Annotated in this window: 13 protein-coding genes and 1 pseudogene; 4 read left to right on the top strand and 10 right to left on the bottom strand. The window is 65.2% G+C overall.

The window, feature by feature from the left end; genetic code table 11:
• Window positions 1-75: 75 nt before the first annotated feature.
• The 4 genes from malG to SPH52_RS14630 form a co-directional block, all read right to left on the bottom strand.
• Window positions 76-966, bottom strand: coding sequence for a maltose ABC transporter permease MalG (gene malG, locus SPH52_RS14645; RefSeq protein WP_411795772.1), 891 nt, complete (start codon window positions 964-966; stop codon window positions 76-78).
• 25 nt (window positions 967-991) lie between these two features.
• Complete coding sequence (malF, locus tag SPH52_RS14640; RefSeq protein ID WP_411795771.1) at window positions 992-2,608, bottom strand: maltose ABC transporter permease MalF; 1,617 nt, start codon at window positions 2,606-2,608, stop codon at window positions 992-994.
• 15 nt (window positions 2,609-2,623) lie between these two features.
• Window positions 2,624-3,811: a maltose/maltodextrin ABC transporter substrate-binding protein MalE gene (malE, locus tag SPH52_RS14635; RefSeq protein WP_411795770.1), complete on the bottom strand. Its 1,188-nt coding sequence runs from the start codon at window positions 3,809-3,811 to the stop codon at window positions 2,624-2,626.
• A 220-nt stretch (window positions 3,812-4,031) separates the two neighbouring features.
• Entirely contained in the window at window positions 4,032-4,571 is a 540-nt protein-coding gene (locus tag SPH52_RS14630; protein WP_411795769.1) for a DUF305 domain-containing protein, read from the bottom strand.
• Between the two features lie 103 nt (window positions 4,572-4,674).
• Between SPH52_RS14630 and SPH52_RS14625 the strand changes: the two genes are divergently transcribed.
• The 4 genes from SPH52_RS14625 (at window position 4,675) to SPH52_RS14610 (ending at window position 7,158) form a co-directional block, all read left to right on the top strand.
• On the top strand, window positions 4,675-5,127 hold the full coding sequence (locus SPH52_RS14625; RefSeq protein ID WP_411795768.1) for an NfeD family protein: 453 nt from the start codon (window positions 4,675-4,677) through the stop codon (window positions 5,125-5,127).
• A gap of 72 nt (window positions 5,128-5,199) precedes the next feature.
• Complete coding sequence (locus SPH52_RS14620; protein WP_411795767.1) at window positions 5,200-6,246, top strand: SPFH domain-containing protein; 1,047 nt, start codon at window positions 5,200-5,202, stop codon at window positions 6,244-6,246.
• A gap of 135 nt (window positions 6,247-6,381) precedes the next feature.
• Complete coding sequence (locus SPH52_RS14615) at window positions 6,382-6,540, top strand: YhfG family protein (protein ID WP_411795766.1); 159 nt, start codon at window positions 6,382-6,384, stop codon at window positions 6,538-6,540.
• A gap of 21 nt (window positions 6,541-6,561) precedes the next feature.
• Entirely contained in the window at window positions 6,562-7,158 is a 597-nt protein-coding gene (locus SPH52_RS14610; RefSeq protein ID WP_411795765.1) for a putative adenosine monophosphate-protein transferase Fic, read from the top strand.
• Here SPH52_RS14610 and zapE read toward each other — a convergent pair.
• The 6 genes and pseudogenes from zapE to SPH52_RS14580 form a co-directional block, all read right to left on the bottom strand.
• Window positions 7,148-8,326 (bottom strand): cell division protein ZapE, encoded by a 1,179-nt coding sequence (gene zapE / locus SPH52_RS14605; RefSeq protein WP_411795764.1) that lies wholly within the window; start codon window positions 8,324-8,326, stop codon window positions 7,148-7,150. The two genes, SPH52_RS14610 and zapE, sit on opposite strands and share 11 nt — an antisense overlap.
• Window positions 8,323-8,796 (bottom strand): GNAT family N-acetyltransferase, encoded by a 474-nt coding sequence (locus tag SPH52_RS14600; RefSeq protein WP_411795763.1) that lies wholly within the window; start codon window positions 8,794-8,796, stop codon window positions 8,323-8,325. The genes zapE and SPH52_RS14600 overlap by 4 nt, the downstream gene beginning before the upstream one ends.
• 40 nt (window positions 8,797-8,836) lie before the next feature.
• Window positions 8,837-10,201: an N-succinylarginine dihydrolase gene (astB, locus tag SPH52_RS14595; RefSeq protein ID WP_411795762.1), complete on the bottom strand. Its 1,365-nt coding sequence runs from the start codon at window positions 10,199-10,201 to the stop codon at window positions 8,837-8,839.
• The gene (astD, locus tag SPH52_RS14590) at window positions 10,198-11,667 is read right to left on the bottom strand and encodes a succinylglutamate-semialdehyde dehydrogenase (RefSeq protein WP_411795761.1); all 1,470 of its coding nucleotides are present in this window, start codon (window positions 11,665-11,667) and stop codon (window positions 10,198-10,200) included. The genes astB and astD overlap by 4 nt, the downstream gene beginning before the upstream one ends.
• Window positions 11,664-12,710, bottom strand: coding sequence for an arginine N-succinyltransferase (astA, locus tag SPH52_RS14585; RefSeq protein ID WP_411795760.1), 1,047 nt, complete (start codon window positions 12,708-12,710; stop codon window positions 11,664-11,666). The genes astD and astA overlap by 4 nt, the downstream gene beginning before the upstream one ends.
• A pseudogene (locus SPH52_RS14580) lies at window positions 12,710-13,785 on the bottom strand (arginine N-succinyltransferase). Before SPH52_RS14580 ends, astA begins: the two are co-directional and overlap by 1 nt.
• Window positions 13,786-13,813: the final 28 nt, after the last annotated feature.

Raw genomic sequence — 13,813 nt, 5'->3', positions numbered from 1 at the left:
CTACCAACGACGCCCCGACCTCGCCAGAGGCCGGGGCGTCGTTGGTATGAGCGCAGCCAGTCTTCGTGCTTGTTGTCAGCCCTTAACGCCCCCCGCCGTGAGCCCACCGATGATCCAGCGCTGGCAGATCAGGAAGGCCACGGTGATGGGCAGGCCGGAGAGTACCGCCGCCGCGGCGAAGTTGCCCCAGCGCTGGTTGTGGTCGGCCAGGTACTGCTGGGCACCGACCGCCAGCGTCAGCTTGTGCTCGTCGACGAGCAGCACCGAGGCCATGGGGTACTCCATGATGCTCATGACGAAGGCGAGGATGAACACCACCATCAGGATCGGCAGCGACAGCGGCAGCAGGATGTAGCGGAATGCCTGCCAGGTACTGGCGCCGTCGACCATGGCGGCCTCTTCCAGCGAGCCGTCGATGGATTCGAAGTAGCCCTTGATGGTCCAGATGTGCAGCGCCACCGCCCCCAGCGAGGCGACGATCAACGCACCATGAGTATTGATACCCAGCGCCGGCACCAACTGCCCCAGGCGGTCGAACAGGGCGTAGAGCGCCACCAGCGAGAGCACTGCCGGGAACATCTGGAAGATCAGCATCCCCTTGAGAATCGGCGCCTTGCCGGCAAAGCGCATGCGGGCGAAGGCGTAGGCGCTGGTGGTGGAGAGCAGCACGATAAGCAGCGACGACACCAGCGCCACCTTGATCGAGTTCCACAGCCACAGCAGCACCGGGAACGGCGGCTGCACTACGCTGCCGTCGGCACGCTCCCAGGGAATGCCCAGCGCCAACGACCAGTGCTCCAGCGAGAAGCGCTCGGGGATCAGGCTGCCGGTGGCGAAGTTGCCCTCGCGAAAGGAGATCGAGATCACCAGCAGCAGCGGGAAGAGGATCAGCGTGAGAAAGCCGATCAGGGCGAGATGAGCCGCCAGCTTGCGCAAACGAATCGAGCGGGGTTGGACCATGGCCATGACGATTCTCCTGTGACCTTGCGAATCAGACCCTGACCTTGGCCAGGCGCAAATTGAGCAGCGCCAGGCCCGCAACCAGCAGGAAGATCAGCGTGGCGATGGCGGCCGCCAGCCCGAAGTTCTGTCCGGCGTCCTGGAAGGCGATGCGGTAGGTGTAGCTCACCAGCAGGTCGGTGGTGCCCGCCGGGGTGCTCGCGCCGAGGATGTCGGGGTTGCCCCCGGTGAGCAGGGCGATCAGCACGAAGTTGTTGAAGTTGAAAGCGAAGCAGGCGATCAAAAGGGGCGTGAGCGGCTTGAGGATCAGCGGCAGGGTGATCTGGAACAGGTTGGTGAACGGGCCGCCGCCATCCACCGCAGAGGCTTCGTACAGGTCCTTGGGTATCGACTGGATCAGGCCCATGCACAGTAGCAGCATGTAGGGGTAGCCGAGCCAGGTGTTGACGACCAGCAGCATGGTGCGAGCGAGCCAGGGGTCGGTGAACCAATTGGGGCGAACGCCGAACAGGGCATCGAGGATAAGGTTTATCTCGCCGAAGTGCTGATTGAACATGCCCTTGAAGATCAGGATCGAGATGAACGCCGGCACCGCGTAGGGCAGGATCAGCAGGGTGCGGTAGAGCGCCTTGCCGCGCAATTGATCCCACTGCAGCAACGAGGCGAGCACGAAGCCGACGATCAAAGTGAACAGCACGGTGAGCCCGGCGAAGGCGAAGGTCCAGACGAATATCTGCAGGAAAGGACCGCGAATGTCGGGGTCGAGAAAGATCCGCGCGTAGTTGTCGAGCCCCACCGCCACCGGCCATCCCGGCGTGATGCGCTCGCCCTCGTCGGTGACGAAGAAGCCCGTCTCTCTATCGGCGACCAATAGCCGGTCGTCGCGGCGGTCGTGAAGGCTGCCGTCGTCACGGACTTCATAACGGTCGAGCATGGGGGCGTAGTGGCGCAGCCCGGCCATGCGCAGCTCGAGCCCTTCGGGTGTCACCAGCACCAGGTTCTGCAGCGCTGTGCGATTGGCGATTACCTCACGCATGGGCAGCGCTTCGCCTTTCGGCTCTACTTCAGCGGGCTGGATGACTACATGGCGGCGTTCGCCACCCCCGAGCGCCATCGGACCCGTGGCGAAACGCGTCACACCGCGTAGCGCCGCCTCAGCCTCGGCTTCGCCCTCGTCCATTGCCCCACCCGGGCTGCCCTCGCGCTCGAGAAAGAGCCGCACGCCCTCCTCGGTGGCATAGAGCCAGAAGCCGAAGGTGGCGCTCTCCTCCTGGTAGGTACGCGACAACAGCTGGGAACGCACCCGCTCCTCACTGAGCAGGTTGCTGGAGCTGTAGTTGCTGAAGCTGATACCAACGGTATAAAGCAGGGGAAATATGACGAATACCACCATGCTGGCCACGGCAGGAAAGATATAGCGGTGGCTCATCAAGCGACGGCGGGTGAAGACCACGCCCAGCGCAGCGCCTAGCACCAGGAACAACATGGCGAAGATCGGCTGGCCGTTGAGATGGAAGGCCAGCACCAGCCACAGCAGGGCCAGGACCAGGGCCGCCACCAGGCCGCGCAGTGCCCAGCGAGTGTAACGCTCGGAAGGGTAGCGGGAGCGATGCCGCGGCAGCCCCCGGGAAGCATTGGTCGTGTACATGGGGTTGCGTCCTCGTTACTGGCGCATGCGGCGGGCCGCGGCGTCCAGGGCTTCACGAGGCGACTGGCGGCCACTGCCGATGTTCTGCAGCGCCGGCTCCATGGCCGCCCAGAACGCGCCCATCTCGGGGATGTTGGGCATCGGCATGCCAAGTTCGGCGTTCTCCAGCGTGGCGGCGATGTTGGGGTCGCGCTCCAGCTCCTGCTGGTAGCCGATATGCGCCACGGCACCCAGCGTGCCGTCGCTATTGAAGGTATGCATGCCCTCCTCGACGAGCAGGTAGTTCTCGAGGAATTCCACAGCCAGGAAGTCGTTGGGCGAGGCCGTGTTGATCATCGCTGCCATTACGCCGAACATCGGCTTGGCGCGCTCGTCGCCCACCTTGGGCAGCAGCGCCACGCCGTAGTCGATACCACTCTGCTCCAGATTGCTCCAGGCCCATGGGCCGCTGATCATGGCAGCCACTTCGCCTCGGTTGAAGCGCGTGTCCATGATGCTGTAGTCGGTGCCCCGCGGCAGCACCCCGCTCTCGATCAGCTCCAGCAGCAGCTCAGCGCCCTGGAGGGCTCCTTCGTTGTTGACGCCGATATCGTCGACGTCGAAGCCTTCCTCGGTCTGACGGAAGGGGTAGCCGCCGTTGGCCGCCAGCAGCGTCCAGCCGTAGTAGGGCTCGCCGTAGTCGAACAGGATCGCCTTCTTGCCCTGCCCGATAAGCTCGGCATCGAGCGCCACCAACTCCGCAAAGCTCTCCGGAGGCGTCTCGACCAGCGCCTTGTTGTAGATCAGGCCCAGCGCCTCCACCGAGATCGGGTAGCCGTAGTGCTCGCCGTTCCACAGCGTGGCGTCCCAGGTGAAGTCGAAGTAGCGTTCGCGGAAATCGTCGCCGGGGGTGACCGGGACAAGCAGGCCGCTCTGGGCCCATTCGCCGATGCGGTCGTGGGCCCAGATGACGATGTCGGGCCCCTGGCCGCTACCCGCCGCCTGCTGGAAGCGGTCGGTGAGGTTGTCCGGGTTGACGACCTGCACTTCGATGCCGGTGTCGTCGGTGAACTGGCGCGCGACTTCGCGGATACCGTCGTAGCCCTTGTTGTCACCCATCCAGATCGTCAGCCGGTCGTCGCCAAAGGCGTTGGCGGAGACAGCCAGAGCGCCGCCGAGCACGGCCAGCAAAGGGAGAAGCACACCGTGGCGTGTCCGAAGCATGAGTTTGAACCTCCGGGTTGTTGTTATCGGCGCCAAATGCCATTGCGGCAAGGCGCGGGGGGACACGCCTAGACTCGCCAATCGCGGCGCAGGCGTCCTCCTCCCCGGGGGGCGTAGCGGTGGCGTATGGGTGGGGCGTAGTGGGACCGCGACTGGAGTAGAAACAGGTTCGGCGGCATCTGTGCATGCCGCCGAACGGGTTCAACGCAACGGAAGAGGACTATTCGACCTCATGGCCGTGCTGGGCCAGCCAGTCGCGCAGAAAAGCAATTTCCTCCTCCTGGGCTTCGATGACCTCGCGGGCGAGGTCGCGGATTGCCTCGTCCTCGCCGTGCATCAACACCACGTTGGCCATGTCGATGGCACCCTGGTGATGAGGGATCATGCTGCGGGAGAAGTCGGCATCGGGGTTGCCGGTGAAGTCGATCGCCATGTCCTCATGCATGCGCCGGTTGACCTCGCGGTAGGCCTGCACGGCCTCGTTGTCGGCGTGCTCGTCCGGCTCCTGGACGTGGTCGTGATCGGCGGCATGTGCGTCGACAGCCTCTTCGCCGCTGGCTCCATCCGCGTCGGCCTCGTTGGCATCGTCGGTTTCATCCTGGGTCTGCTGCTCCTCCGCCTCGGCGGGTTCAGCCTGCTCGATCTGTTCCTGTGCCTGGGCTTCCTCTTCCGAGGCCAGGGCTGGCGCTACCAGCAAGGCGCTGCCGGCCAGTATGAGGGCAAGTGCAGAAAAAGGACGGACTGCCAGGGTGTGCGACATGGTGCTCTCCTTTACCATGGGTGTCGTACGACTACGATAGAACCAGGCGCCGCGAAGATCATCGCACCGGCGCTCTGGGAAACAATTCATTACCGAGACTACCATGGACTGGAACCCCGCCCTGATATGGCTGGCCATCGCCCTGCTGCTGGGCCTGGCCGAACTCTCCTCCGGCGGCCTGGTGCTGCTGTCGCTGGGCGTGGCTGCCGCCCTCACCTCGGCCCTGGCGGCATTCGGCCTCACGCTGCCCTGGCAGTTACTGGCCATGGGCGTGTTCTCGGGCATCATGATTCCGCTTGCGGTCAAGGTGATCCGCCCCTGGTTCTCGCCTAGCGGCGTCTCCTACGGCACCACCGGCACCGGTGTGGAGCAGGGGCACACCTATACCACCCTCAAGCGCGACTTCGACGGCGCCAGCGGCGTCAAGATCAACGGCGATTTCTATCGCCTGCGCGTGGCCGAGACCGGCGAGACCGAGCTGCCCGAGGGTACGCTCGTGGTCTTCCAGCAGTTCGACGGCACCACGGCCATCGTCAGCCATATCCAACCGCGCTGAACCGAGCATGACCGTTGAGGGGCGAACGCCTGCCCCGTCAGCACCTACGCCACAACATGAAGGAACGTGAACATGGATCTACCCATCAATCCGGGGCTGCTACTCGCCCTCATCGTCGTCGTCATCGGCATTCTGATCATCGCCAAGGGGCTGGTCATCGTGCGCCAGTCCGAGGTGATGGTCATCGAGCGACTGGGATCCTTCAATCGCCTGCTGGAAAGCGGCATCAACATCATCATTCCCTTCATCGAACAACCCCGCGCCATCACCATGATTCGCTATCGCAAGATGGGCGAGGACTACCATCCGATAACCAGCAACGAGGTCCGCATCGATCGTCGTGAAACGGTCATGGATTTCCCGGGCCAGCCGGTGGTGACCACCGATAACGTTACGGTCAACATCAACGGCGCGCTCTACTACCAGATCATCGACCCGAGACGCGCCGTCTATGAGGTGGAGAACATGAGCCAGGCGGTGGAAGTGCTGGCCAAGACCACCCTGCGCTCGGTAGTGGGCAAGATGGAGCTCGACAAGCTGTTCGAGTCTCGGGCCGAGGTCAACAACGAGATCCAGGCCGCCATGGAAGAAGCCGCTTCCAAGTGGGGGGTGAAGATCTCCCGCGTCGAGGTCCAGGACATCGCCATGCCGGAAGAGGTGGAGTCCGCCATGCGCCTGCAGATGGCCGCCGAGCGAAAGCGCCGTGCCACCGTGACCGAAGCGGAGGGCGAGAAGGCCGCCGCCATCGCCATGGCCCAGGGCCAGCGCGAGTCGGCTATCCTCAACGCCCAGGGTGACAAGGAATCGGCCATCCTGCGCGCCCAGGGTGAGCAGGAGTCAATCAAGCTGGTGCTTAGCGCCATCGGCGAAAGCGACGAGCACAAGCGTACCGTAGTGGGCTACTTGCTCGGCCAGAGCTACATCAAGGTTCTGCCCAATATGGCCAAGAACGGCGAACGGGTCTTCGTGCCCTACGAATCCTCCGCCCTGCTCGGCTCCATGGGCATGTTCCGCGAAATGGCCGGCTCTCCGGAGGATACCGTGGTGCAGCACCTGCGTGGCAGCGACAGGCAGGGTGGCCTGCGCGGCGGCATCGTCGGCGGGGCGGCCAACAGCTAGCGGCTCAAGCCCCGGTATCGGCCATCAGGCCGATACCGGGGCACCTGTTCGACGACAAGCGATGCGCTACAGACAAGAAGCATCGTGGGCTGATATGCGTTAAAATAGGGCCATCGGCAACTTCGAGGTAGACCCATGATCAAGGTACCCCTCAAGACCAAGCAGGACTATTTCGCCAAGGTCAGGCTACACAATTATGCGGCTAGCCTGCGCCTGGAGGGATTCAGCGCTCCCGACGCGCCTCATAGCCTGCCCAGCAAGTCCGCTACCCTGGAAAAATATCGCCAGCGTTGAGCGTGGCCGCTCGCCACTGTCATGGACAAGTACGGCGTCGGTCAGGACCCCTACTGTTACGACGGAACGAATATTTTCAAGAATCTCCTCGAGATTCGTGACGATGCAATCCTGCAGGAAGCCGAACGCGAGCTGACGATTATTGCTGCCGACGGGATCCCGTTCAGCCCCCCTCCCTATGACTTCAACTACCTCAAGGCCCTGCACCGACAGCTCTTCGGCGATCTGTACCCTTGGGCCGGCGAAGTCCGCATCATAGACATTTCCAAAGGCGATACGCGATTCTGTCATTGTGGCCGCATCGAGCCGGAAGCCCAAAAACTGTTTACACAGCTAGCAAACGCCAATTGGTACACAGGCCTTGAACGTAACGAGCTGGTAGTCGCCGCTGCCGAGTTTTACGGTGAGCTCAATGTCCTGCATCCTTTTCGTGATGGTAACGGCAGGGCGCAGCGACTCCTCTTCGAACACCTGATCATCAATTGCGGCTACGAGATATCATGGGCCGGGCTCGACCGGGACGAGTGGATCCGAGCCAACATTGCCGCTTATTGTTGCGATTATGACCCCATGGTCGCGGTTTTCACGCAGTGCATTGGGGCACCGCTTACCGAATGACGAAGTCAGTTTCGTCGCTTGCAGGTAGACCACCAAACCTCACCAGTTGCATTTCGCGCAGCCGGCTCAAGGTACGCCGGAAGGCAAATGCCAGGTAGCCATTGGGGTACAGCTCGTCCATGGCGACCTCGGCCTCCACGTAGAGCGGCACATGGCGGTCGTAGCACTCGTCGACCAGGGCAATGAAGCGGCGCACACCATCGTCGCGTCGCGACAGCGGCGGGAGTTCTCGCTCGCCGGCCTCGACACGCTCGGCACCATCCTCGGTTCCGCGGGCGATACTACCCAGAGCATGGGCATCGTTCAGCCGCGGTACCTCGCTCAGCAGGACATGCTCGAACTCATCGGCCAGTGCGATGAAATCCATTGCCGCCAGCGGCTGCTCGCACAGCTCGGCGTAACGACACCACACCACTCGCTGACTGCGCCGCTCCACCGCGATGCGACGATGACCCAGCTCGATAAAATCGGCGCTGGGCTTGGTGCTTGTCGTCTCCCCCTCGCTCAAGCGCTCGAAGACGACTGCCATTGCGCTCGGCCGGCCAGGCTCGGCCACCCAGTAGCGCTGACACGCTCGGCCGGGGTGCAGGCGGTGATCGAAGCCGCCGTCGAGCTCCACCACCTCCATGCAGCGCTCGATGGCTTCGATGGCCGGCTGGAAGCGCTCGCGGTTGAAGCCGTCGGCATACAGCTGGCTCGGCGCTTGGTTGGAGGTGCACACCAGCACCAGGCCGTGCTCGAACAGGGCCTGCATCAGTCGGCCCAGCAGCATGGCATCGGCAATGTCGCTGACGAACAGTTCGTCGAGGCACAGCACACGCACCTCCGACGCCAGCTCTCGCGCCAGCGCCTTGAGAGGGTCGCTGGTACCGCTCAGTTGGAACTGACGCTGGTGCACCCAGCGCATGAAGTGGTGAAAATGCAGACGCCGGGAGGGCACCTGCAAGTGGCGATGAAAGCCATCCATCAGCCAGGTCTTGCCGCGACCCACCGGCCCCCAAAGATAGACCCCGGGTATGGCCCGACGGCTCATCAGATCGGCCTCGCCATGCAGCGTCTGGAAGCAGGCGTCGAGCCGTGCGGCGGCAGCTTGCTGCGCCTCGTCGGGGGCGAAGCCGTGACGCTCTACCGCATCGCGATACAGTGCCAGCGGTGATGCGGCAGTCATGCCTCGAGCTGGCGCAGCATGATGGTGATCTCTTCACCCCGGTAGCTCAGCTCTTCATGGTCTTGCCAGCCGAGCCGACGATAAAGCCCCTGCTGGTCAGGGGTAAACAGGTAGAAATGGTCGAAACCGCTGGCTGCGGCTTCCTCTTCGACGCGGCGAATCAGCCCAGCGGCGATGCCCCGCCCACGCCACTCAGGCAGCACAAATACCGAAGCCAGCCAGGGCGTGAGCTCGCGGCGGCTGTCCATGTCCTCGGCCAGCAGTGACGCCGTACCCACCGGCCGGTCGCCCGCCATGGCGACGAATACCGAAGGCACGCCGCCTTCGCCGCATTCGCGGCGGAAGGCCTCACGGTAGGATTCGGCGGTGCTGCCGGGGTGCAGGTGCCCCCACTCGGCAAATGTCCAGCTCGCCACCGTAGCAACATGGGGCGAGTCAGGGCTCAAGCGTACGATGATGAGATCTCGCATGATGTCCTTATCCGTTTACTCTCTTCACCGCGCTGGACGCTTAGCCCAGTTGGAAGGGATAGACCGAACCGATCTCGAGGATGCGGGTCAGTTCGTCCAGCGCGGTGAGTGTCTCGTCGGCCAACTGCGGGTCGGCCAGGTCGTCGGGTGCCAGGCGGTCGCGGTAGTGGCGCTCGACCCAGGCGGTGAGTTCGGCGTGCAGGCCGTCGGTGAGCAGCACCCGGCCAGTCAATGCCGCACGCTCCTGGTCGGAGAGTACCACCCGCAGGCGCAGGCAGGCAGGGCCGCCGCCGTTGCGCATGCTCTGCTTCACGTCCTTTACCACGACTTCACCGATGGGATTATGCCCGGCCAGCAGCAGGTCTTGAATAGTGCGCCACACCGCCTCGCGCTCCTGGCATTCTCCGGGCACCACCAGGCTCATGCTGCCGTCAGGGTTGCTCAGCAATTGCGAGTTGAAGAGGTAGGAAGCCACTGCGTCATCGAGGCTCACCGCTTCGCTGGGCACACGCACCGGAATCAAGGGCGAGGCCATCTTGCTGCGCAGCGCGTCGAGGGTGGCATGCTCATCGCGGAAAGCCATCTCGTGATAGAGCAGCACCGGCCCGTTGCCCACTGCGATCACGTCGTTGTGGAAGACGCCGGCGTCGATGGCATCGGGATGCTGCTGGGCAAACACCGTCTGTGCCGCCGTGAGGCCGTGCTGGCGGGCCACCGCCTGGCTCGCCTCCAGGGTCTGGCGCGCGGGGAAGCGCTTGGGCTCTTGGGCAGGATTCCCTCCGAAGGCCTGGCGACCGTAGACGAACAGGTGCACCCCGGCATCGCCGTGTTCACCGGCGAGCCGCGTGTGGTTGGCCGCACCCTCGTCGGAGAAGGCCGGTGTGGCCGGCAGCACCGGGTGATGAGCGAAGTGCGCCTCGTTGCGGAAGATCGCCGCCAGCACCCGACCGGTGGTCTCCGGCTCCAGGAAGCGATGGAAGCTCGACTGCAGGTTGGCAGGAGTGAAGTGCGCTCGCCCATCCGGCGCATCGCGGCTTGGCGTCACCGTGCCGGCATTGGCCGTCCACATGCTCGAAGCCGAGCACACCGCACGCAGTACCTGGGGCGCCTCACCGGCCGCCCGCGCCAGCACCTCGCGATTGCTGCCGGAGAAACCGAGCGAGCGCAGCGCGCCGAGGTCCGGGCGCTGCTGGGGCGGCAGCACGCCCTGGGCATAACCGGCATCCATCAGCGCCTTCATCTTGCCCAGCCCCTGCAGCGCCGCTTCGCGGGGATTGGAAATCAGTCCACCGTGCCGCATCGAGGCCACGTTGCCGTGGGCCAGGCCCGAGTAGTTGTGGGTTGGACCCACCAGGCCGTCGAAATTGACTTCCCGGTAGTCGGCGGCATTCGTCGTTTCGCTCATAGCACGACTCCAGGCGGCAGGTTGTCGGGCAGGGTCAGGGTCTCGGCCTCCATCGAGGCCACCGGATAGGCGCAGTAGTCCGCGGCGTAATAGGCGCTGGGGCGATGGTTGCCACTGATGCCCACGCCACCGAAGGGGGCGTCGCCGGAGGCACCGGTAGTCTGGCGATTCCAGTTGACGATGCCGGCACGAATGCGCAGCAGGAAGTCGTCCCAGTCGGCGCGCTCGCCGCCAATCAGGCCCGCAGCAAGGCCATAGCGGGTATCGTTGGCCAGCTCGAGAGCGTGGTCCCAGTCGCGATAGCGGTAAACCTTGAGCAGCGGACCGAAGTGCTCCTCGTCGGGCACCGGCAGGCCGGTGACGTCGATCAGCGCCGGCGAGAGCAGGCTGGTGTTCTCCTGCAGGCACTCCATGCGCGCCAGCACCACGCCGCCCAGCGCTTCGAGCTCGTCCTGGGCCTTGAGCAAACCCTGGGCCGCTTCGGGGCTGACCAGGCCACCGTAGAACGGCGCCGGCTCCTCGAACTGCCCTGCGACCCGCAAACGGGCCATGGCATCGACCAGCGCGTCGAGCAGGTGATCGCCAATCTGCCCCTCGGGCACGATCAGCCGCCGCGCGCAGGTACAGCGCTGGCCGCCGGAAAGGAAGGCCGACTGCAGAATGGCCAGTACCGCGGCGTCCTGGTCGTGCACCTCCTTGACCACCAGCGGGTTGTTGCCACCCAGCTCCAGCGCCAGAATCTTCTCGATCTGGTCGGCGAACTGACGGTTGAGCAGGCCACCGACCCGGGCGCTGCCGGTGAACAGCAGCCCGTCGATGCCAGGATGCGACGACAGCGCCTGGCCCACCGGGGCGGCACCCTGCACCAGGTTTATCACGCCGGCAGGCAGGCCCGCCTGCTGCCAGCACTGCAGGGTGAGATCGGCCGTCAGCGGGGTCTGCTCGCTGGGCTTGAACACCACCGTGTTGCCGGCCAGCAGCGCCGGCACCATGTGACCGTTGGGCAGGTGGCCGGGGAAATTGTAGGGGCCGAACACCGCCATCACGCCATGAGGGCGATGGCGCAGCACGGCGGTGGTGTCGCCCAGGTCGCGGCTACGCTCGCCGGTGCGCTCCTGATAGGCGCGCACCGAGATCGCCACCTTGCCGATCATGGCGCCCACTTCGGTGCGGGCCTCCCACAGCGGCTTGCCGGTCTCGCCGGCGATGGCGCGGGCCAGGTCCTCGCGGTGGGTCTCGAGCAGCTCGCGGAAGCGCTCCACCACGCTCAGGCGTTCGGCAAAGGCGAGCCGGGCCCAGCCCGGAAAGGCACAGCGGGCGGCGTCCACCGCTGCCGCCACCTGGTTATCGCTGGCGGCAGCGCCCTGCCACAGAGTTTCGCCGGAGACCGGATCGCGCTTGGTGAAGCCCGTCGCCTCGCCCTGCAGCCAGCGGCCGCCGATCATCAGCTGTTGCATCGCTTTCATGAAGTCTCCTCGGTATCCAGTACCCGCAGGGGGTCGCCGGCCGCAACGCCCAGCCGCTGGGCTTCCGTCTCGCTCAGGGTGAGAGTGCCCTCTTCGTCGGGGCCATGGGCCACCCAGGCGGAACGGAAATCCGCCATGTGGGTGCTTGCCGCCAACCAGCGCGGGCGCGCAGGCGGCGTCTCGCTGCCGCTGTGAACCTCGACCCGGCAGCGGCGAGACTTGCGCACTGCCCGCACGTCGTCGATATAGGCTTCCACCGTGGGACCGCCATCGAAGATGTCGATGAAGCCTTCCCAGCGCAGCCCTTCCTTCTTGAGCATGGCCAGCGCCGGGCGGGTGTGCCGGTGCACCTGGCCGATACAGGCCCGTGCCTCGTCGGAAAGGAACGGGGTATAGATCGGGAACTTGGGCATCAGCTCGCCGATGAAGCTCTTCTGACCGAGCCCGGTGAGGCGGTCGGCCTCGTCGAAGTCCATGGGGAAGAAATGGCTGCCCAGACACTCCCAGAACGGGCTCTTGCCACGCTCGTCGAACACGCCACGCATCTCGGCCAACACCTTGTCGGGGAACTGGTCGCGGAACTCGGCCATGAACAGCCAGCGCATCATCGACAGCAGCGCGCCGTTGCGCTGATGCTGGCGTTCCTTGCCCCGGTATTGGGGGCGCAGGAACAGCGAGGCCACCTCGGCGTCGCCGGTGTGGTCGGAGCTGAGGAACAGGGTATCGATGGTGCGGTGCAGGTCGAGCTGCACCGATGAGTGGGCCAGCGTGCCCAGGCGATAATGATAGAACGGCACCTCGCGGCCCACCTGTCCCTCGATGGCGCAGCAGCCCGCCAGCTCACCGCTCGCCTCGTCCTCCAGCACGAAGAAGTAGTTGCGCCGGTCAGCCGGCGTGCGCTGCTCGAAAGCGGCCATCGCGGCGGTGATCTTGGCGGCGAGGAACTCGCGGTTGTCGGGCAGCGAGGTGAAGCCGACACCGGTCTCGCGGGCGATCTTCTGCAGTTCGTCCAGGTCGCCCTCGACAATCGGTCGGATACGCATCACAGCTCCCCCTCGTCGAAACCCAGCTCGTCCTCGCCCGCGGTCGGCAACGCCAGAGGCGCCGCCAGCACCGCTCGTCCCTCCTCAACGCCGAGCAGCTCGGCATGCTCCGGTGAGAGCATCAACTGCCCGGTGGGCGACAGTGCGTAGCGCGCCACCACGCAGCGGAAGTCGGCCAGGCGCTGGTTGGCGATCATCGCCGGCTCGGCGTCCGGCAGGGCGTGGGCCGGGCGCACCCGAACCGGATGCCAGGCGGCACGGCGGAAGGTGTGCAAGCGGTCGCGCTCGCCCTTGATCACCGGGCCGGCGTCGAACAGGTCGACGTGGCGCGAGCGCATGAAGCCCTCGGCCAGCATCTCGGCCATGGCCGCCTCGTGGGCCGGGTGTTCGCGACCGATGGCGGCCCGCGCCTGGGGCGTGAGCAGCGCCAGGTAGAGCGGGAACTGCGGCATCACCTCGGCGATGAAGCTCTTCGAGCGCACCCCGGCCAGGTAATTGATCTCGTGGTAGTCGCGCACGAAAGGAAGTGGCGCCCCACGCTGTTCCAGAACGGCGACTCCCCCTGCTCATCGAGATAACCCGGGAAGGCCATCGCCAGCACCTCGGCGAAGCGCTCCGGGTACTGGGCGATGAACATCAGCCGCGCACGGCGCAGCAGGCTCTCGGCACTGGTGCCGCGATAGCGCGGGTCCAGCGACAGGGCGCACAGCTGGGTGGTTTCGGAAACCTCATGGGAGAGCGACAGGGTCTGCACCTCGCGGCGCACATTGAACGGCTGCGAAGCGTGGATCAGGGTTTCCTGGCGGTAGGTGTAGTAGGCCTCCCGCGCGCCGGCCTCGGCGCGCAGGGTGGCAGTCCCCACGACCTCGCCCCGCTCGAGATCCTCGAGCACGAAGGTGTAATGCTCGTCGCCGGGGAAATCCACCTCGCGGCCGAACGACTGCCGCGAACGGGCAATACGCTCCTCGAGGCGGTCGCGATGGGCCGGCAGGTTGGTCAGGCTCGGCGTGGCCAAGCCAGCCAACCGCTCGAGTGCCGGCAGATCGGCTTGCCTGACGGGACGAACGACCATCATGGCGGGATCTCCTCGATTGACGGTGGTG

The organism is Halomonas sp. A29 (assembly GCF_046723295.1).
Lineage (GTDB): Bacteria > Pseudomonadota > Gammaproteobacteria > Pseudomonadales > Halomonadaceae > Halomonas.
Note: the sequence above shows the minus strand (reverse complement) of the source record. Positions and strands in the feature narration are given on the sequence as shown.